This is a genomic window from Legionella drozanskii LLAP-1 (assembly GCF_001467585.1).
Lineage (GTDB): Bacteria > Pseudomonadota > Gammaproteobacteria > Legionellales > Legionellaceae > Tatlockia > Tatlockia drozanskii.
On record NZ_LNXY01000020.1, the window covers coordinates 705,406 to 725,699 of the forward strand.

Sequence of the window (20,294 nt, forward strand, 5' to 3'; positions counted from 1 at the left end):
TTTCATCTTGTATCTATGGATAGCATTATGGATAATAAATATTATTTTCTTGCTCTTAACAGAGTCAAGCAGATCGGCCCCAGAACGATCTTAAAACTCCTGGCACATTGGCCCAATCTTGAGGAAATGTTTCAACTAACCTCTAAACAATTACAACAAGCGGGGCTTTCTGAGCAGCTTGCCGAATCAATTAAACAATTCAATCTTGCTGACGTAGAAGCAGACTTACTCTGGCAAGAATCAAACAATCACCATTTACTGAGCTGGGATGACCCCGAATACCCTTTCTTGCTAAAAGAAATCTACGACCCACCCCCTATTTTGTATTTACGCGGCGAATTGTCTTGTTTACAACAAGCAACAATTGCCATCGTAGGGAGTCGCAAACCTTCTATTACAGGTACGGAAACTGCTTGGCATTTAGCATTTGAATTAGCCTCCACAGGGCTTACTATTGTAAGTGGTTTAGCATTAGGGGTAGATGCGCAAGCTCATAAAGGTTGTTTGGAAGCAAAGGGGCAAACCATCGCCGTATTAGGTACGGGAATAGATTATATTTATCCACGCCAACATCTTCATTTAGCTCATAAAATTTGCGAAAAAGGCTTGTTAATTAGTGAATTTCCCTTGAAAGCAGTGCCCAATGCTGGACATTTCCCCCGTAGAAATCGTATAATAAGTGGTTTATCATTGGCCACATTGGTTGTTGAGGCAGCAGTTCAAAGCGGTTCATTGATTACAGCGCGACTCGCATTGGAGCAAAATCGCGACGTTTTCGCAGTACCAGGCTCTATTCACAATCCGCAAGCGCGTGGATGTCATCATCTACTACAGCAAGGAGCCAAATTAGTAACTTCAGGGCAAGAGGTGCTCGAAGAACTAGGGTTAGATCTGACAATAAAGCAAACTAATACTACGCAATCCCTTGCCAGAGATAACAAAAACCTAGTAAAGTGCATTGGCTTTGAAATAACAACAGTAGATCAAATTGTTAAGCGAAGTGGTTTAAGTGTTGAAGAGGTAGCTTGTGGCTTGGCTACATTAGAAATCGAGGGCACAATTAAAGCAGTCCCCGGCGGTTACATGAGGTGTTCATATGAAAGATAGCTTGTTTGAAATGTTAATGCATTTTTTTGAAAAAAGTTTATCTCAATTAAAAGAAAGTGATAAAAAAAATGCTCAAAATGACCAGGAGGACCCTGATCTTTATGATGCCTCTACACTTGAAAGTCGAACTCTTATCCTTAAATCCGCAAAGCAAACTGCTATACGCGTATTCACTGATGATGAAAAACAAAAATTTACAAAAGCGAGTTATCAATTTTTAACGCGCTTGATGCTTTGGGGTATTTTGGCCCCTGAAACCTTAGAATTGATTATTAATCAGTTGCTTTTCTCAGAATCGCGTTTTGTTACTTTGCAAGAAACGAAATGGACTATTCGCAATACACTTGCTGAAAATCTAGATGCTGCTCAACTTGCTTTTCTTGATCTTGTGCTATACCAAAAAGAAGATAAGTTACCATTGCATTGAGCAACCAAAGGAAAGTCAATGAGCAAACACCTGGTTATCGTAGAGTCTCCTGCGAAAGCTAAAACTATACAAAAGTATTTGGGCAAAGATTACGATGTACTGGCTTCCTATGGCCACGTGCGCGATCTGCCTCCACGCAAAGGCTCAGTGAAACCTGACAAAGAATTTGCAATGATTTATAGTCCGATTGAAAAGAATGCTCGTCATATTGAGTCTATTGCAAAAGCTTTAAAAACTTCCGATTCGCTCTTGTTAGCAACCGACCCTGATCGCGAGGGCGAAGCGATATCTTGGCATGTTTATGAGCTAATGAAAGAGCGGAATTTGCTAAAAGATAAAGAAGTACACCGTATTTTTTTCAATGAGATAACCAAATCAGCGATCCAAGACGCGATAAAAAATCCCCGAACGATTTCAATGGATTTAGTCAATGCTCAACAAGCAAGACGGGCATTGGATTATTTGGTGGGTTTTAATCTTTCACCCTTGCTATGGAAAAAAATTCGCCGAGGTCTCTCCGCGGGTAGAGTACAAAGTCCGGCTTTACGCTTAATTGTTGAGCGCGAAGAAGAAATTGAACAATTTGTTTCACAAGAATATTGGCGAATAATCGCGCAATGTCAACATGATAATCAGCCCTTTGAAGCGCGACTTACTTATTTTCAACAAGAAAAATTACAGCAATTTTCTGTGACTGAGGCTGAACATGCTCATCGCGTTAGAGATAGCTTGCTCAAACAAGCTCAAGGTTACTTAGTCGTTAATAATATCGAAAAGAAACAGCGCAAACGTAACCCGGCTGCTCCATTTATTACTTCCACTTTACAACAAGAAGCGGCGCGAAAATTAGGCTTTACAGCTCGTAAAACCATGATGGTAGCCCAGCAACTCTATGAGGGAATCGATATTGGTACAGGCACTACGGGATTAATTTCTTATATGCGTACTGACTCTGTCAATCTAGCTGCTGAAGCAATTGAAGAAATTCGCTCCTATATTATTCAGCGTTATGGGGAAGATAATTGCCCTAAAAGTCCTCGTGTCTATAAAACCAAGTCAAAAAACGCACAAGAAGCCCATGAAGCAATTCGCCCAACGTCCATTAAGCGAACACCAGAAATGGTGCAGCAAGCGCTTACGGCTGATCAATTTAAGCTGTACAGCTTAATTTGGAAACGTACTGTTGCTTGCCAAATGGCTGAAGCATTGATAGATACGGTTGCAGTCGATTTAACTTGTGGTGAAGGCAATATGTTTCGAGCAAATGGCTCGACCATCGCTTTCCCAGGCTTCCTGAATGTTTACGAAGAAGGTCATGATGATTCGAAGGATGAAGAGGGTGCTGGTTTATTACCCTCTTTAAGCGTTGGAGAAAAAATTAAATTGCAGGACATTCTTGCGAACCAACATTTTACTGAACCACCCCCGCGGTACTCCGAGGCTTCACTTGTTAAAGCATTAGAAGAATACGATATTGGACGCCCTTCTACCTATGCCTCTATTATTCACACCTTACAACAGCGTGAGTATGTCATTGTTGATAAAAAGCGTTTTGTGCCAACTGACGTCGGTCGAATCGTCAACCGATTTCTCACTGGCCACTTTACTCGCTACGTTGATTACAAATTTACGGCGCAACTTGAGGACACTCTGGATGCGATCTCACGTGGAGAAAGGGAGTGGATTCCTGTTTTAGATGAGTTTTGGCAACCTTTTATTCAACAAATTCAAATAACAGACGAACAAGTACAACGGAAGGACGTAACAACTGAAACACTTGATGAGGAATGCCCTAAATGTAGCAAACCCTTGGCAATTCGCTTAGGAAAGCGTGGTCGATTTATTGGCTGTACTGGCTATCCTGAATGTGATTATACCCAAGATCTTAATAATGAAGGTGAAAAAGTAGAAGCTGAAGTGGTTGAAGGACGCACTTGCTCAGACTGCGGAAGTCCTTTACATATCAAATCAGGGCGTTATGGACGTTTTATAGGCTGTAGCAATTACCCACAATGTAAACATATGGAACCGCTGGAAAAACCGGCTGACACAGGCGTTGAATGCCCTAAATGCCAAAGCGCTAAGATTCTCCAGCGCAAATCCCGCAAAGGTAAAATATTTTACTCCTGCGGCAATTATCCGAAATGTGATTATGCTTTATGGAACGAACCTATTGATAAACCTTGCCCACAATGCGCATGGCCCTTACTAACTGTTAAAGAAACAAAACGCTCTGGTCGTCAAATTATTTGCCCAAATGAAAGTTGTAACTATACTTCAAAGGAAGAAGAAAAAGAAGAATCCAAATAAATTGATAACTGTCATTTAGTTAGCAATTACTAGACTTGGAAGAAGTCACAGTTGAGTGCAAATGATTTTAAAGAAATGCAGCTAACAAAAGGGAATTTAGCTATGTATCTACTCTTTGATTTTGATGGAACCTTAGTTGATAGTTTTAATTGCGTCGTTGAAAAAATGAATCAATTAGCTGAGGTATTTCACTTCAGAAAAATTGAGGAACATGAAATCGAACAGTTACGAGAAATGTCCACTAAAGAATTAATTAAATTTTTAAAAATCCCCTTCTATAAAATACCAATACTCATTCGTCAAATAAGAAAACTTTTGCACAAAGAAATGCCTAGAATCAATCCGGTTGCCAATATTAGTCCTATCTTAGAAAAACTATATCATGCCGAATTTTCTCTTGGTATTTTAACCTCTAATTCAATTGAGAATGTAATGTCATGGCTTGAAACCCATCAAATGAGCCATCTCTTCAAATTTATTCATAATGAATCTAATTTTGTTTCTAAAAAATATTTATTAAGAAGAACCATTAAAAAATATAATATTGACAAATCAAGCCTGTTTTATATTTGCGATGAAACTCGAGATATCGAAGCAGCAATGAAAAATAATGTTAAGTCTGTAGCAGTCACTTGGGGTTATAACTCCGAAAAAATTCTTTCTCAATACCAGCCCACTTTCCTCGCACAAAAGCCCGAGGATTTATTACTGATTTGCGGCTTGCCACAATAGGTTTTTATTTGGATATGGTTGTATTTATGAGTGAGATTTTGGAGTTTATACTTTCATTAAATTAAATCAATATGCATGAAAATTGCAGTGGTTTTAATTAAAATAATAAAATATATTCTATTTTTTAACGTAATAAATAATAATATTATAATTGCGAAACTTTATTTTTTCTAAGCGGGAATACATTTGAAGAAAATAACAATTTTTTTAATTTTTTCCCCGAATACAAATGCTTAATAAAGGTCTGCATTGCTTCTTCCGAGGTCATATATAGAACCGTATCCTCAGCTTCGTGTAAATGACAATTAAAAGTAGCGTAAGAACTCGTAGACACGCCAATTTTCTTTAAAAAATCAATAATGATCTTGAGGTTTCCATGACATGCACAAATTATACTCGCATTATGACGTCTTTCATCGCTCCAAATTGAATAAAATTTATTAGCTACAAAAATATCAACTAGCTTATCTTTATTATCATCTTTGTAAGTTAGTTCATCATCAATATTCAGATCGCTATCTTCAAAATTCTCAAAGACTAAAAATTTATGACCAAATAATTCAAATAGCTTCCTCTCAATTTGAATTTTTCTCATTACATCCTCTTAAATTTTTCAAATCAGGATCAGTTTATAAAATCGGCATTAAAAATGAAAGAAATGAAATGTGGTAAAATTGTAAATATTCCCTTAATTATTCACTAGAAAACTATAAATTTATAGATGATATATCCAAATGAAAAACAGTTGAACACTAAGTTTTAATACAATCAAAATCAACTCATTCTTTTGAGAAAATAGGATCAAACTTGTCTGCAAAAAAATCTTATTACTGGAAAATGAATCAATCAACTTTCTACCTACGCTTTCTGCTGTTAAATTGGACTTTAGTTAAAATATTCTGTTTATATTTTTATTTCTTTATTAATAAAAATATAAGTCCCTTAGATTATTTTGATGATCAAGCCGGATATAGTTGCGAATCCCCGTGGTTTGACCACGGGGTCCATTTTCAATAGGGACCAGAAAGCTGAGCGAGCTAGATCCCGTGCCCCCTCGGGCAGAGCCGCGGGGATTCGCTTTGATAGATAGACGATATTCTAAAGACAGTTGCTACGATGCAATTCGCCTATGCAACAATGCCAGTCAAGACAGATTAATTTGTGTAGCTTACTTCACATAAAACGATTTCACTTGCTTAACCACTTCCACTATCTCATCACGAGATATATCCAAATGGGTTACACATCGTACTTTGCCCGCCTTATTAGGCTGTTTAGCCAACAAAATACCTCGTTGAAGTAAATAATCTCGCAAAGCAAAATAATCTCCTTGCACGTGGATAAATAAAATATTAGTTTGCAAGGAGGCCAGATCCACTTCGATTTCATCAATTTCTGCCAAAGCCTGAGCAAGATAGGCGGCATTCTCATGATCTTCGCTCAAACGCTCAATATTATGCTGTAAAGCATAAATACCTGCGGCCGCTAAAATACCTGCTTGACGCATTCCACCACCGAGGACTTTTCGCCAGCGCCTTGCTCTTTCAATTAACTCATCTGAACCACATAATATTGATCCCACGGGCGTTCCTAGCCCCTTAGATAAACAAATAGAAATCGAATCAAACTGACTGCTAATCTCACTGAGATTTACACCTAATTTTACCGCCGCATTAAATACTCTGGCGCCATCGAGATGATTATTCAGCTTATTCTGCTTACAAAAATTCTTTACCTGTCTTAAATAATTAAGGGGCAAAACTCGGCCTGCTGTTGTATTTTCCAAACAAAGTAATTTTGTCCTAGGATGATGATAATCGAGCGGTTTAATTGCCATAGCTACTTTTTCAAGTGGTAAGCTGCCATCTTGTGCAAAATCGAGGGGTTGAGGTTGAATACTCCCTAAAACAGCAGCTCCACCCCCTTCCCACATATAAGTATGTGCTGTTTGACCTACAATATACTCATCGCCACGCTCACAATGTGCCATCAAAGCCATGAGGTTGGATTGAGTGCCCGATGGTGCGAATACAGCTGCCTCCATACCGGCCTTTTCTGCAATCATGCTTTCCAAGCGTTTTACGGTCGGATCCTCGCCGTAAACATCATCACCTGTTTCCGCACTCATCATTGCGCTCAACATTTCTTTACTAGGCTTAGTGACGGTATCAGATCGTAAATCAATTAATTTCATATCGTTATTCTCTAATAGAATTGCTAAAAAAAGACTGACAATTGGAATATATTTTCTGCATTTCCGGAAGATTTTCCCTGATAAATTCAATGAGCTCGAGAGTATATTTCGCCTCTTCTAACCAATTTTGCTGCAAACAATAGCTATACCAAAGAAGCCAAGTATGAAAACTGAGCATCCATAATTTGGAATCTATTGGGGGCAATTTTCTAGTGCTCTGCCCATAACCCATTAATGTGGCACGGAAGCGCTGCGCTTGAAAATCGCCATAAGCAAGGCCTGCACAGTTTTCAGCAAGTCCGATCAGTTCAATAGCCGGATGAATAAGCCCTGCGCTTTCCCAATCAAGCAGATGTGGTGTTTTTTTTCCACGCCAAACAATGTTCTCAGCATGAATATCACGATGACTAAACACCCAGTTTTCTGCTTGATAATGTGAATTGTCATTACAAAAACTAATGAGTTCTCGTGCCCATACAGGAGAATGAGAATCATGGTTTCCTGGCAGCAGTATTGCGGGAAATGGTTGGGCATTTTTTTGCGAGAAATGGGGTAAATGTAATTGCGCTAAGACCCCACCCAATATTAGTGCTTGCTCTTTATTAATTGCCTCTATCACTTGTCCTTCGCAGTAGGGGCGTATGATTGCTTTAACGCCTTCTATTGTGAAAACAAACTTATCATTTTTCCTGTAGGCAGCAAAAGTAATTCCTAGCTCGACAGCTATTTGTGCGGCTAGCTCTTCCGTTAACTCAAGGTTGGACTCCTCGACCTTACCCAACCAGGTTTGTGAATAAAATTTCTTACAAACCCATTTGCTTTGATCGCTAAGCTCAATTAATTCAAGAGAATGCTGTCTTCCCTCACCTAAAGAAGACAGCGATATCATTTTTTGCTTGAAAATAGCGTTAGACCAATGCTCATTGTTCATGCATAAGCTGCTCGATATAACGTCTACAAGTCAGTGGTTTTTCCAGAAAATTTATCATATGGCGGGTTCCACCTGTACCAGTAATAATGAGTGTACCGTAGCGAAAGATACTCCCTAGCACTGATTGTCTGATATCGATTGTTTCGATTTTAGCCAAAGGAATATCGATGGTCTGCCTTACTAAGATCCCGGTGCGCAAAATAACCTGTTTTTTCTTGATCGTGAGAGAAGAGAAATGATAATTAACCCAATTCATAATTCCCCAAATCAGAGCAAACAATACAAAAAATAGCGCCACTTCTTTGAGTTGATGAATTTCTATGCCAATTAACATTGCAATGCAAGCAAGTACAATCGGCCAAATAAACAGAACCCAATGAAGTCTTGCCAAATATACCACATTGCTTTCTGTCATCTTTATCCTCTCATCTAAAAAACCGGTTTCGACCATTTTAAACCTGAAACTTGAAGTCCCATGAGTATATTGCAGATGCTATAAATTTGCTATGCTAGGCGTTTGCGGTATCAAACCAATTATTATGATTCGACCTATCAATCGTTGTTTAAATGCGCAGTTACTGAATATCTGTCAACAAGCAGTTCAATTAGATGAATTGAATCGTAAGCTCAAAGAACATTTGTTTTCGCCTTTAGGCGATCATTGCCTGGTGGGTTCGTTTAATAAGGGTTGTTTATTAATCACTACTACCAATTCCTCTTGGGCGACGGAACTTCGGTATGCTGTTCCTGATTTGCGAGACAAATTAAGAAAAGAAGGCCTGTATCAATTAACATCGATCAAGATTGCTGTCATTGACCAAGTTGATCAAATGATTACCGATAAACAAGCTAATCAAATGGAACTTTCCTCATCTGCTCGGGATAATATTCGTACTGCCAGTGAACTTTGCACTTATCCGCCATTAAAAACCGCATTGAGCCATCTGGCTAGGGATAAGGATGAATAATGACAATCGGCATTAGGAAGTAATGTCTAGAGAGGGGCTTTCTATGGCTCAGCGAATCCTCATGGCTTTGACCGCGGGGATTCGCCAGATTTCAAACGGTAAACCTGTACTGTAGCAACACAGAGAATCTGAAGGATTTAAGCCTCAGCAGGGAGCATATCCGCAAAGAAAGTAGGCTGATAATTTTCTGCATCAAAGTAGGTATATTCCCACGCATCCTGGCGTACCATCAACTCACGTAATAAGCGATTATTGAGTCCATGGCCTGACTTGTGGCCCTCAAAGGCACCAATTAAACCGCAACCTAAGAGATAAATATCTCCAATTGCATCAAGTACTTTATGCGTAACAAATTCGCTTTCAAAGCGTAAACCGTCTTCATTTAACACGCGGTACTCATCCACAACAATGGCATTGTCTAAACTACCACCTTTTGCGAGATCACATTCTCTTAATTTTTCATAATCAGACAGAAAACCAAAGGTTCTTGCCCGACATACCTCTTTTACATAAGACGTGGTTGAAAAATCAAAAGTAGCTGTTTGAGGTTTATCATTAAAAACGGGGTGATCAAAATCTATCGTAAACGAAACCTTACAACCGTTATAGGGCAAAAATTGTACGTATTTGCCATTATCTTCCACACGGATAGGTTTTAAAATTCGAATGAATCGCTTCGCAGCACTTTGCTCGCGAATACCAGCTGATTGAATGAGGAATACAAAAGGCGCAGCACTTCCATCCATAATAGGAAGCTCTGCAGCATTGACATCCACATAGGCATTGTCAATTCCTAATCCTGCGAAAGCAGAAAGTAAATGCTCGACAGTAGCTACTTTTACTCCATCTTTTTGTAGAGAGGTGCACAACATAGTATCGCCAACCTGATCATACAAAGCAGGAATTTCAATCACTGGATCTAAATCAGTACGTCTAAAAATGATGCCGGTATTAATGGGAGCAGGTCGTAAGGTCAGATAGACCTTATCTCCGGAGTGTAAACCAACCCCTGTTGCTTGAATGACTTTCTTAGGAGTTCTTTGTTTTATCATTCAGTTTTCACCTTTTCAGATATCCCATATTTTAAGCGCAATAAACCGCCGAATCATAGCAGCAATTTATTGAGCTGTCTAATTTTCTCATGCTACCTAAACAAGCTAAGTGCATACTTATTCAAATAAAACCGAACTGACTTCTTTGCAAACGAAGTGAAGCAATTTAAGTTGATACTTCATTAAAACGACGTCGACTATCTGTTACAGTTTATCTGTACTACCCAAGAACGGATGGAACCGTTCTTAGGTCACTCTACTTGTTCTTCTTGGCGCCGCAAGAAAGCTGGGATATCCAGATAATCAACATCAGGAATTGAAAATTCACTGGCTGATTTTGCTGGTGCAGCGGCTTGTTTACGCATCACAGCTGGTCTATCAAGCTGCTGATAATCAAGAGAACCGTCGCTACGTGTTGACTCCATCATACGAGCTTTAGCTAATGTCGTGTGCTGTTGACCACGAACTCGTGCGTCCCCCAAACCAGTAACAATAACGGTCACTCGCATTTCATCAGTCATATTTGGATCGATAACCGTACCCACGACAACTGTTGCATCATCAGAAATAAACTCTTTTACCACATCACCGACTTCTTCAAACTCACCGATAGACATATCTAGGCCAGCGGTGATATTGACTAAAATGCCACGCGCACCGGAGAAATTGACATCTTCCAACAAAGGAGAAGCAATTGCGGCTTCTGCCGCTTGGCGTGCTCTTTGTTCTCCAGTAGCACTACCAGTTCCCATCATTGCCATACCCATTTCTGACATAACAGTGCGAACATCGGCGAAATCTACGTTGATTAAACCAGGACGTGTAATCAAATCGGAAATACCTTTTACTGCGCCCAAAAGCACGTTATTTGCCGCTTTAAACGCATTAACGAGGCTAATATTTTTACCGAGGACGCTTAATAATTTGTTATTAGGTATAGTAATTAAAGAATCTACACTTTCCGCCAGGCGTCGAATTCCCTCTTCCGCAGCTAGGGCGCGTTGCTTTCCTTCAAAAGAAAAGGGCTTAGTAACCACTGCAACCGTGAGGATACCTAATTCTTTTGCTACTTCTGCAAAAACAGGCGCAGCCCCTGTACCTGTTCCACCGCCCATACCCGCAGTAATAAAAACCATATCAGCGCCTGAGAGCACGTCTCGAATTCTATCTCGATCTTCCTCTGCAGCTTCACGTCCAATCTTAGGGTTCGCGCCAGCACCTAAGCCTTTGGTTAATTCGTCGCCTAATTGGATATGAATTTTCGCATTCGAATTTTTTAGGGCTTGAGCGTCTGTATTAGCACAAATAAATTCAACAAAATCAATTTTTTCTGCCACCATATGTTCAACAGCATTGCCGCCGCCACCACCAACACCAACGACCTTAATCACGGCATTGTCTTGTTGACTTTCCGTTAATTCAAACATTAGACCTCTCCACTAAAATTCTGCAATTAGATAAAACTAAAAATTACCGTGAAACCATTCTTTCATTCGCGCCCACATGCCTTTGCTATTATCGCTCATGTTTGAACCATTGTAACCACCTTCGTACTGTTGTTGATAGCCATGAAGCAATAAACCTACTCCTGTCGCTAATGAAGGATTTGTCGTTGCATCAACTAAACCTGAAACATGATGAGCACAGCCTTGACGAACTGGCATTTCAAAACACATCTCGGCTAATTCAATTGCACCTTTAATGCATGAACCGCCCCCAGTCATCACCATTCCTGCTGCGATTCGTTGTTCAAAACCACTGCGTCTTAATTCATTGCGGACTAAAGAAAATAATTCTTCATAACGAGCGGAAACAACTTCGGAAAGTACCTTAGCTGAAATTTTTCGCCCTGGCCTCTCGCTCACACTTAAAACTTCTAGCATTTCACTAGCACTTGCTAATTCTGGCATTGCAAAAGCATGAGAAATTTTAATAGCTTCTGCTGCCTTGGTAGGAGTGCGTAAAGCCATTGCGATATCATTAGTGACTTGATCCCCAGCAATTGGAATAACCGTTGTATATTGAATAGCACCTTCAGCAAATATGGCAATATCCGTTGTTCCGCCACCAATATCAATCAAGCAAACACCAAGTTCTTTTTCATCCTCGGTAAGCACAGCATGGCTTGCAGCAAGCTGCTCGAGAATAATATCATTTACTTCCAAGCCGCAGCGACGAACGCATTTAGCAATATTTTGCGCAGCACTGACTGCACCTGTCACGATATGTACTCTCGCTTCTAAACGAACCCCAGCCATACCAATAGGCTCACGAATACTTCCTTGGTTATCAATAATAAATTCTTGCGGTAAGATATGAAGAATTTTTTGATCAGCCGGAATTGCGACTGCTTTAGCCGCATCGATGACCCGTTCCACATCCGCTTGAGATACTTCCAGATCCCGAATCGCTACAATACCGTGAGAATTCAAACTCCGTATATGACTACCGGCAATACCAGCGTAGACGGTGTGCACCTCACAACCGGCTTTAAGCTCCGCCTCTTGAACTGCTCGCTGAATTGTATTGACTGTTGCCTCAATATCGACAACGACACCTCGTTTTAATCCGCGGGAAGGATGACTTCCTATACCAATAATTTCTATTGCACCATCTGCAGTTACTTCACCAATGAGTGCAACAACTTTGGAAGTTCCAATATCTAAACCGGTGATGATATTTTTTTCTAATTTTTTTGCCATTATCTTCCCGTTCAGTCATTTTTAATAAGTGTTAACTTGTTTTATTTTTCCATTGCACCGCCATGCCTCGCGGATACCGTAAATCAACACTTGCTAATTGATCTGCTCGCTCTGCAAATACAGCAGGATAAGCTTTGCAGAATCGTATTATTCGCGTATCTAAATCCCGTTTACCTAAACGCAACTGCAAACCATTTGCCAGAATAAGTTCCCAGGCATGATTATTTCGCCATTCTAATGCCGCTGCGTGTAATCCATAGATTGATAATATCTTACTCATTTTTTTGTAAACTTGTAAGACTTCTTTCTGCTGATTAATAGGTCCCGTTAAATGAGGCAATGATGAATCGGATAATGCCCCACCTTTATTAAAGATTTCACCCTCTTCAGTCATCATTGCATCGTTCCAAGTTGCGACTGGATTTTTCTCAACTAGAGTAATTTTTAGAGCATCTGGCCATATGCGCTCAATTTGAACTTGATCTGCCCAATCAAGAGCGGCCAAATCGGCATATAAGCGATGTACTGAAAGAGTAAAAAAACTGGAACTTAAATAGCCTGCTAAAATAGATTCAAGCTGTTTATGAGTGACGTGTTGATAACTTGCTACAATTTTAACAGTATTAATAGGAAATCGCTGTGGGTCTGCCGCATAGGAATAGAGCAGCCGTGCGGCCAAAATAAATGCCGCAGCCACTAAGATCATTAAAAAGCCTGTGTAGCGTAAGCGCCCAGTCTCAGCACCCATCCATTCCTTTCCCTATCTCTATTTCTACTGATAACTAGTGATCAATTGCTGACGACAACGCTGATGCGTCATTGCTAAGCTTATCAATTCATCTAATAGTTCTGGATATTTTAAACCGCTAGCTTGCCACAATTTTGGATACATGCTAATCGACGTGAATCCTGGTAAGGTATTGATTTCATTAAAATAAATGTTACCAGTTTGTTCATTCACAAAGAAATCAACACGCGCCATTCCTCTACATTTCAACCGTGTAAAAATTTCAGCAGCAATTTCTTGTAATTGTTTTGTCATCCCTTCATTAAGCGTTGCCGGAACATGCAATTCAGTTTGATTGCTTTCCAAATATTTTGCCGTATAAGAATAAAATCCATCGGCATGATTAACACAAATTTCACCCGCTAAACTTACTCTAGGTACAGAAAAAGGTACCGTACCTTCAAGGACGGCTAATTCAATTTCTCGTCCTGAAATATATTCTTCCACTAAAATAGTTTCATCATAACGTAATGCATCCTCAATAGCTCTAGCAAGCTCTTCATTGTTTTTTACTTTATGAATACCAACGCTCGAACCCAATGAGCAAGGTTTAACAAATAATGGCCAACCCAACTCGGCAACTACCTGCTGACAAAATTGTTGTTTTTCTTGCGCTGAACTATGCCAAGATAACAGGCGATAACGTGCTGAACGTATTCCATCGCTGCAGGCAAGACGTCGTGCCATATCTTTATCCATTCCAATCGCAGAAGAGAGCACATCGCAGCCCACATAAGAGACACCGGCTAATTCCAAGATCCCTTGTAAACAGCCGTCTTCATAAAGAGGGCCATGGACGACTGGGAAAACTACTTCTGCATCAACAGCAAGATGACCATCAACTAATAGGCCTGCGAGTGGACGTGAGCGCGGAGTTACAACGGGAAGACTCTCTTTAAATGCCAGCAGCTCTTGGTAATCGTTTTGATAAAAGCGCCCCTCTTTATCCATTCCAACAGGAACAATCTGATATTTATTAGCATCCAAATGCGCTAATACTGACGCTGCAGAAATTAATGAAATTTCGTGTTCACCAGACTTGCCACCATAGAGCAAAACTAGTTTTATTTTTGACATTAAAGATCTCCAATGATGTGCACTTCACGAATTAAATCGATATTCGTCGCCTTATGCACAGTATCACGCACTAATTCAATGAGGGATTCAATATCGCTCGCTGAGGCGCCACCTTGTTGATTAATTATAAAATTGGCATGTTTTGTGGAGACCACAGCACCGCCTAGTTGCTTGCCTTTTAATCCGCAGGATTCAATAAGACGCGCCGCAAAATTACCCGGAGGATTTCTAAAAACAGAGCCACAATTATATTCGCTAGTTGGTTGAGTCTCAGCACGATGCGCTAATAATTCTTTAATAAGTTGCAGCGATTTTTCTTTTTGCCCCTGAGCCAAGCGGCAAGTTGCTGCGATAAACCATTCATTTTCTAGCCCAGAAACATGACGATAGGCAATGTCGAACTCTTCTGGTTTACGCACTCTAATTTCACCATCACGTGTCATGGTTTTCACTTCAACCACTGTTTGCCAAGTTTCGCCACCAAAACAGCCAGCATTCATCCGCAGCGCACCACCCATCGTACCAGGAATTCCAGCCCAAAATTCGCCGCCTGCAAGATTCGCTCGTGCACAATAACGCGCCATCGTAGCGCAAGAAACACCAGCCTCAACATAGACTAACTCCTCGTCTAGTAGACTGATTTCTTTCAGACATCCTTGCGTTAATACCACTGTTCCAGAAAAACCAACATCTCGAATCAGGGAATTAGAACCTAAACCTAACCATAATAGCGGCTCTTCTATAGGCAGCTGTTTAATAAACAGAGCTAAATCAGCAATGCCTGCGGGTTTATAGAGCTTTTTTGCTCTTCCACCTACACGCCAGGTAGTATAATCAGCTAAAAGCTCATTGAAAAGTAGCTGTCCTTGATAAGAGCCTCGGCTTAAAGTTATTTCTTCTGAAGTGTTCACGCTGATTCTCTCATTGTCTGCATCAGATTAAGTGCCATTTGACCGATACTACCGGCGCCCTGCATTAAAATAACGTTTCCATCTCTAATTAACTCATTGAGTATCTCGGTAAGATTTTGTGAAGTAACTAACCGAGCATTGGGCCGTTTTTGGCTAATTTGCTGTAACAAGGTCTCACTTGTCAACCCAGGAATTGCCTGTTCTCCTGCTGAATAAATATCTAATAACAGTAACTCGTCAGCTAAACAGAGTACATTCACAAATTGCTCAAATAATGATTGCGTGCGGCTATAACGATGCGGTTGAAACACATGAATCAAACGTTTGTCAGGCCAAACACGACGGAAAGCATCAATAGTTGTTCTGATTTCTTGTGGATGATGTCCATAATCATCGACCACAATTGCCGAACCATGTTCAAAACGTTTCTCTCCAAGCATTTGAAAACGTCTACCTACACCTTCGAATTTAAACAATCCATTGACAATGGCCTCATCGCTCACACCAAGCTCGGTTGCGATAACAATGGCAGCTAAAGCGTTAAGTACATTATGGCGTCCTGGCCAGTTAAATTGAATAGTTAGAGGAGCATGCGGTGCTGGGCGTTGTACTTTAAATTCGCTTAACAACCCCTTTTGAGTCCATTCGAGAGCACGATAATGAGCATCTTCTCTGAATCCATAGGTTTGTATTGGTCGCTGTACTGAGGGCATAATATTGCGAACTTCTTCGTCTTCAAGACAAAGCACTGCCAATCCGTAAAAGGGTAAATGATGTAAAAACTCAATAAAGGTATTGCGTAATTTATCAAAATTATCATCATAGGTACCCATATGATCGGCATCAATATTGGTTACTACTGCCATCATGGGTTTTAAGAATAAAAATGAGGCGTCACTTTCGTCGGCTTCTGCCACAAAATACGCTGATTTGCCTAGCTGAGCGTTGGAGCCGCAGCTATTCAGTTTCCCCCCGATAACAAAACTGGGATCTAAACCGCCTTCGGCTAAGATACTACTAACAAGACTCGTTGTTGTTGTTTTACCATGCGTACCAGCAATAGCAATGCCGTGGCGAAAACGCATTAACTCCGCAAGCATCGCTGCGCGAGGAATAACGGGAATTGATTTCTCTTGAGCCGCAATAATTTCAGGGTTGTCCGCTTCGACGGCTGTGGATCTCACAACCACATCGGCACCCTCTATATTCTCAACTTGATGCCCGATATAGACTTTAATCCCTAAGGACTGTAAGTGTTGCACTACACGGCTGTCACTCAGATCAGAACCTGTGATCCGATAGCCTTGATTATGTAATACTTCCGCGATGCCGCACATACCAGCACCACCTATACCAACAAAATGAATCTGCTCAACTCGCCCCATCCTTGGTGACAAGAACTGTTCTACATTGTTCACAAAGTTCCCCTATTCGTTATCCTAGAAAAGTAGAAGCATCTTTCATACCTACTTTTAAGGATTATGATGTCGGCGACCTCAATCCTAGAGCATGCCAACGATTTTCATGATCAATGCGAAGAAGAAGGGCAATGACCACACAATTCACAACCATGCTAGCTCCACCATAACTCAACATGGGCAAGGTTAAACCTTTTGTAGGCAATAATCCTGAGTTGACCCCCATATTGATGGCTGCTTGCAATCCTAACCAAAACGTCAAACCATAAGCAGTGAAAGCTGCAAATAATCGTTCTTGGCTATGCGCTGTGAAACCAATCATTAGCCCTCTTACAACTAGTATACTATAAAGAATCAGTACCAGAGTCACACCTAGCAACCCTAGTTCTTCTGCAAGTACAGCAAACAGAAAATCCGTATGCGCTTCCGGTAAATAGAACAACTTTTGGACACTATCGCCCAGTCCTACACCTAACCAACCACCGCGTCCAAATGCGATGAGCGACTGAGTAAGTTGATAGCCAGAATTAAATTGGTCAGCCCAAGGATCGAGAAAGGCTGTTAACCGAGCCACTCGATAAGGTGAAGACAAAGCAAGCACGACAAGACAACCAATAACAACAATCACCAAACCTATATAATAACGCAATTTTACGCCAGCCAAAAATAGCATCGCCATTACTGTACCGGTAATAACCACGGTAGCACCAAAATCAGGCTCCCTGAGCAATAAAACAGCAATTACACCTAAAATAATCATGGGCTTAATAAAACCTAAGATACTTCTTTGGACGCTCGCTTGTTGTCGCACTAAGTAGCCGGCCACATAAAAAATCATTGTCATTTTAGCCAGCTCAGATACTTGGATGCCTATTGGCCCTAAAGCAAGCCAGCGTCGACTACCATTCACCGAGCGACCAATACCAGGCACTAAAACAATCAATAACATTAATAAGCAAATCAACAATAGGGGCGTGCTTATTTTTTCCCAAACCGCACTGTCAACACGCATCACCGCAAGAGCTACTATAAATCCAGCAAATAAATAGCAGGATTGGCGAATTAAAAAATGAAAAGGTTGATGATAATATTTCGTTGATATCATGACAGAGCTTGAAGCAACCATCATTAGCCCAATAATTAATAAACCCAATACAGCACCCATTAACCATTTGTCATAGAGTGCGATGGGTTTATTCGTTGGTTTACCGCGTTGATTATAATGACGAGGCTGCATAAATACTCACAATTGCCCTACTAAGTTAGCGAATGATTCGCCACGATGATTAAAATCTTTGAACATATCAAAACTAGCACAAGCCGGTGATAATAAAACGACATCACCAGGCATTGCTTGCGATTTTGCGAGATTAACAGCGCCATCAAGTGAGGGCGCTCGCAGCACTGGTACAACATTGGATAAAGCAGCTTGAATTTTATCAGCATCTTCGCCAATTAACACGACCGAACGGACATAATCAGCCATTGGGGTGCGCAGTTCAGTGAAATCAGCTCCTTTTCCAATTCCCCCGGCGATTAATACAATCTTTCCTTGCATGGAACCTCCTATTCCAGAAATAGCAGAGATAGCTGCTCCTATATTTGTTCCTTTTGAGTCATTAATCCAATCCACTCCATTTAAATTTCGGACCCATTGACAACGATGAGGTAAACCTGAAAAAGTCTCTAATACTTTAATCATAAACTCAGGCTTAACACCAACCGCAGTTGCCAAAGCACAGGCAGCCAACGCATTTTGCCAATTATGTTTTCCCTTAATGCGCAATTGATCGACAGCTAATAAAAGAAAGCTTCCTTGAGCAAGATAATTAACACCCTGCTTTTCAGTGATACCCCATTCCCCTTCTGCGGGCGTATCTAGACCATAACTGATCGATAAAGCTTCATTTTTAGGATAGGTAACCCGATCGTCTCGGTTATACAAAATAAATTCTGCGTCTTGGTAAACCCGATGTTTTGCCTCGATATAAGCAGCCAAAGTACGATGTCTATCTAAATGATCAGGAGAAATGTTAAGAATAGTCGCAGCTCTAGGTTTTAGAGAATGCGTTAAATCCAGCTGAAAACTGGATAACTCTAGCACCCACAAATCATATTGAATTCCATTATCCAATAAATCCAGGACGGGTAAACCAATATTTCCAGCAACCGCAACGGATAACCCAGCGGCTTTTGCCATTTCCCCGACTAAGGTGGTGACGGTTGATTTACCATTTGTCCCTGTAATTGCTACCACAGGTACTTTTAGTTCACGCGCTAGGCATTCAATGTCTCCGTAGACAGGAATATTAAGTTGAAAGGCTTGTTGCAAAAAGGGCTCGTCAAGCGACACACCAGGGCTTGTAATGATGCCGTCTAACTGGTCAAACAGGACGGTAGGAAATGCGCCTAAAAACACTTCCACCCCTGGAAATTCGCTAGTAAATTCGGATAATCCCTCAACTTCACGCCGCGTGTCGAACACTACAAAAGGCTTATCGCGTCGGCGTAAATAATTGGCAATGGAATGTCCTGTTTTGCCTAAACCTGCGACTAAATAAAGTGGTTGGCTCATGATCGCACCTATCTTAATTTTAGAGTTGCTAACCCGCAAAGTACAAAGACTACCGTCATAATCCAAAAGCGCACAATGACCTTGGGCTCAGACCATCCTTTTAATTCAAAATGATGGTGGAGCGGGGCCATGCGAAATAAACGCTTACCACCCGTATATTTAAAATACCCCACTTGCAAAATAACGGACAGAGTTTCGATTACAAATAAACCACCCATGATGAGTAATACCAATTCTTGCCGGACTATAATCGCTACAATCCCGAGAGCAGCTCCGAGCGACAAAGAACCTACATCGCCCATAAAAACCTGTGCAGGGTAACTGTTATACCAAAGAAAACCCAGCCCCGCACCAACCAATGCTGAGCAAAAAATCGTAAGTTCCCCCGTGTTGGGTACATAAGGAATGGCTAAATAATGAGCGTACAAGGCATTAGAACTTGCATAAGCAAAAACACCCAGCGCACCAGCCACCATAACAATGGGCATGATTGCTAAACCATCTAATCCATCCGTTAAATTTACTGCATTAGAGCTGCCTACAATGACGAAATACGCGAGCAAAGGAAATAATGGTCCGAGATTAATCAATAAGTTTTTGAAAAAAGGGACTGTTAATTGTGAACTAACAGGAATATCGGGGCTTAAATAGAGGAAAACCACCGCAGCGAGCGCAATCACCGATTGCCAAAAATATTTCCATCGCCCAGGTAACCCTTTGGAATTTTTTCTTACTACTTTACGATAATCGTCAATCCAACCGACAAGACCAAAACTAGCGGTAACTAACATGACCAACCAGAGAGCAGGTTGGTGGAGATCGCCCCATAGCAAACTACTCACTAGCACAGCTAGTAAAATCAATACGCCCCCCATTGTTGGGGTTCCTGCTTTTGATAAATGAGATTTCGGCCCATCATCGCGTACCATTTGACCGATTTGTAAATTTCTCAGCCACTTAATCATCAAAGGACCGCAAAACAATCCGACAAGCAGCGCGGTTAAAGCTGCCAAAATAGAACGAAAAGTCAAATATTGGAACACTCGAAATGCATGATACTGCCCTTGTAATAGCTGTGTTAGCCAATAAAGCATCTTTTTTTA

Annotated in this window: 19 protein-coding genes; 5 read left to right on the plus strand and 14 right to left on the minus strand. The window is 40.8% G+C overall.

The genetic code is table 11. The annotated features are described in order from the left end of the window. Nucleotides 1-27 precede the first annotated feature (27 nt). The 4 genes from dprA to Ldro_RS07540 are packed head-to-tail and all read left to right on the plus strand — an operon-like array spanning nucleotide 28 to nucleotide 4,576. Nucleotides 28-1,107 carry a DNA-processing protein DprA gene (gene dprA / locus Ldro_RS07525; protein ID WP_058495785.1) on the plus strand — a complete coding sequence of 360 codons (1,080 nt, stop codon included), beginning with the start codon at nucleotides 28-30 and terminating at the stop codon, nucleotides 1,105-1,107. Continuing rightward, nucleotides 1,097-1,534 carry a DUF494 family protein gene (locus Ldro_RS07530; protein WP_058495786.1) on the plus strand — a complete coding sequence of 146 codons (438 nt, stop codon included), beginning with the start codon at nucleotides 1,097-1,099 and terminating at the stop codon, nucleotides 1,532-1,534. Before dprA ends, Ldro_RS07530 begins: the two co-directional genes overlap by 11 nt. Before the next feature lie 18 nt (nucleotides 1,535-1,552). Next, entirely contained in the window at nucleotides 1,553-3,844 is a 2,292-nt protein-coding gene (topA, locus tag Ldro_RS07535) for a type I DNA topoisomerase (protein WP_058495787.1), read from the plus strand. Between the two features lie 51 nt (nucleotides 3,845-3,895). After that, a complete protein-coding gene (locus Ldro_RS07540; RefSeq protein ID WP_238583988.1) occupies nucleotides 3,896-4,576 on the plus strand; it encodes an HAD hydrolase-like protein in 681 nt (226 codons plus the stop codon). A gap of 145 nt (nucleotides 4,577-4,721) precedes the next feature. On the opposite strand, the gene Ldro_RS07545 is transcribed toward Ldro_RS07540, so the two are convergent. The 4 genes from Ldro_RS07545 to Ldro_RS07560 all read right to left on the minus strand — a co-directional run bounded on the left by Ldro_RS07545 (nucleotide 4,722) and on the right by Ldro_RS07560 (nucleotide 8,116). After that, the gene (locus tag Ldro_RS07545) at nucleotides 4,722-5,171 is read right to left on the minus strand and encodes a hypothetical protein (protein ID WP_058495788.1); all 450 of its coding nucleotides are present in this window, start codon (nucleotides 5,169-5,171) and stop codon (nucleotides 4,722-4,724) included. Nucleotides 5,172-5,744: 573 nt separating this feature from the next. Further along, nucleotides 5,745-6,770 (minus strand): low-specificity L-threonine aldolase, encoded by a 1,026-nt coding sequence (gene ltaE / locus Ldro_RS07550; RefSeq protein ID WP_058495789.1) that lies wholly within the window; start codon nucleotides 6,768-6,770, stop codon nucleotides 5,745-5,747. 4 nt (nucleotides 6,771-6,774) lie between these two features. Beyond that, a complete protein-coding gene (locus Ldro_RS07555) occupies nucleotides 6,775-7,701 on the minus strand; it encodes a phosphotransferase enzyme family protein (RefSeq protein WP_058495790.1) in 927 nt (308 codons plus the stop codon). Further along, complete coding sequence (locus Ldro_RS07560; RefSeq protein WP_058495791.1) at nucleotides 7,691-8,116, minus strand: PH domain-containing protein; 426 nt, start codon at nucleotides 8,114-8,116, stop codon at nucleotides 7,691-7,693. Before Ldro_RS07560 ends, Ldro_RS07555 begins: the two co-directional genes overlap by 11 nt. 124 nt (nucleotides 8,117-8,240) lie before the next feature. Between Ldro_RS07560 and Ldro_RS07565 the strand changes: the two genes are divergently transcribed. Further along, on the plus strand, nucleotides 8,241-8,669 hold the full coding sequence (locus tag Ldro_RS07565) for a DciA family protein (protein WP_238583989.1): 429 nt from the start codon (nucleotides 8,241-8,243) through the stop codon (nucleotides 8,667-8,669). 137 nt (nucleotides 8,670-8,806) lie between these two features. Here the strand turns inward: Ldro_RS07565 and lpxC are convergent, their stop codons facing one another. From lpxC to mraY, 10 genes are all read right to left on the minus strand, one after another. After that, on the minus strand, nucleotides 8,807-9,721 hold the full coding sequence (lpxC, locus tag Ldro_RS07570; RefSeq protein ID WP_058495792.1) for a UDP-3-O-acyl-N-acetylglucosamine deacetylase: 915 nt from the start codon (nucleotides 9,719-9,721) through the stop codon (nucleotides 8,807-8,809). 251 nt (nucleotides 9,722-9,972) lie between these two features. Then, the gene (ftsZ, locus tag Ldro_RS07575; RefSeq protein WP_058495793.1) at nucleotides 9,973-11,148 is read right to left on the minus strand and encodes a cell division protein FtsZ; all 1,176 of its coding nucleotides are present in this window, start codon (nucleotides 11,146-11,148) and stop codon (nucleotides 9,973-9,975) included. A gap of 36 nt (nucleotides 11,149-11,184) precedes the next feature. Further along, a complete protein-coding gene (gene ftsA / locus Ldro_RS07580; protein ID WP_058495794.1) occupies nucleotides 11,185-12,423 on the minus strand; it encodes a cell division protein FtsA in 1,239 nt (412 codons plus the stop codon). A gap of 31 nt (nucleotides 12,424-12,454) precedes the next feature. Next, on the minus strand, nucleotides 12,455-13,171 hold the full coding sequence (locus Ldro_RS07585; protein WP_058495795.1) for a cell division protein FtsQ/DivIB: 717 nt from the start codon (nucleotides 13,169-13,171) through the stop codon (nucleotides 12,455-12,457). A gap of 24 nt (nucleotides 13,172-13,195) precedes the next feature. Further along, the gene (locus Ldro_RS07590; protein WP_058495796.1) at nucleotides 13,196-14,287 is read right to left on the minus strand and encodes a D-alanine--D-alanine ligase family protein; all 1,092 of its coding nucleotides are present in this window, start codon (nucleotides 14,285-14,287) and stop codon (nucleotides 13,196-13,198) included. Then, nucleotides 14,287-15,198 carry a UDP-N-acetylmuramate dehydrogenase gene (gene murB, locus Ldro_RS07595; RefSeq protein WP_058495797.1) on the minus strand — a complete coding sequence of 304 codons (912 nt, stop codon included), beginning with the start codon at nucleotides 15,196-15,198 and terminating at the stop codon, nucleotides 14,287-14,289. The genes Ldro_RS07590 and murB overlap by 1 nt, the downstream gene beginning before the upstream one ends. After that, on the minus strand, nucleotides 15,195-16,616 hold the full coding sequence (murC, locus tag Ldro_RS07600; RefSeq protein ID WP_058495798.1) for a UDP-N-acetylmuramate--L-alanine ligase: 1,422 nt from the start codon (nucleotides 16,614-16,616) through the stop codon (nucleotides 15,195-15,197). Before murC ends, murB begins: the two co-directional genes overlap by 4 nt. Before the next feature lie 61 nt (nucleotides 16,617-16,677). Further along, nucleotides 16,678-17,853: a putative lipid II flippase FtsW gene (gene ftsW, locus Ldro_RS07605; RefSeq protein ID WP_058495799.1), complete on the minus strand. Its 1,176-nt coding sequence runs from the start codon at nucleotides 17,851-17,853 to the stop codon at nucleotides 16,678-16,680. Between the two features lie 6 nt (nucleotides 17,854-17,859). Continuing rightward, on the minus strand, nucleotides 17,860-19,191 hold the full coding sequence (gene murD / locus Ldro_RS07610; RefSeq protein ID WP_058495800.1) for a UDP-N-acetylmuramoyl-L-alanine--D-glutamate ligase: 1,332 nt from the start codon (nucleotides 19,189-19,191) through the stop codon (nucleotides 17,860-17,862). Between the two features lie 8 nt (nucleotides 19,192-19,199). Then, a complete protein-coding gene (gene mraY / locus Ldro_RS07615) occupies nucleotides 19,200-20,285 on the minus strand; it encodes a phospho-N-acetylmuramoyl-pentapeptide-transferase (protein ID WP_058495801.1) in 1,086 nt (361 codons plus the stop codon). Between the last annotated feature and the right edge of the window lie 9 nt (nucleotides 20,286-20,294).